Source organism: Limosilactobacillus coleohominis, assembly GCF_016901675.1.
Lineage (GTDB): Bacteria > Bacillota > Bacilli > Lactobacillales > Lactobacillaceae > Limosilactobacillus > Limosilactobacillus intestinavium.
The window spans coordinates 1-290 of sequence record NZ_JACJKU010000203.1; the positions used below are offsets into that span (position 1 = coordinate 1).

Consider the following 290-nt stretch of genomic DNA (forward strand, 5'->3'; position numbering starts at 1 on the left):
TCATTGGATCCGCGTTCCCAAGGAGAATATGGGTCAGTGTAAAAAACATGGTCATGAACTCGCGTTAACTCACTAAATTCAGAACCATTATCAGAAGTAATTGTTTTAAAAATGCGATAGTAAGCATTCTTGCCAAGCTTCTGACGCAACTCAACAAAAAAATGATTCACTGCATATGCAGTTTTACTGGTAATTTTTCTCGTAATATTAACCCGTGAAAAACGATCAGTCATTACTAGAACAACGCTATCCTTGCCATCTTTATGACCTTGAATAGTGTCTAGTTCCCA

Annotated in this window: 1 protein-coding gene; it reads right to left on the reverse strand. The window is 37.2% G+C overall.

Going from position 1 to position 290, the window contains the following annotated elements; genetic code table 11:
* Nucleotides 1-290, reverse strand: a 290-nt coding sequence (locus H5975_RS08500; RefSeq protein ID WP_204785647.1) for an IS30 family transposase, incomplete at both ends; no start/stop codon positions are given.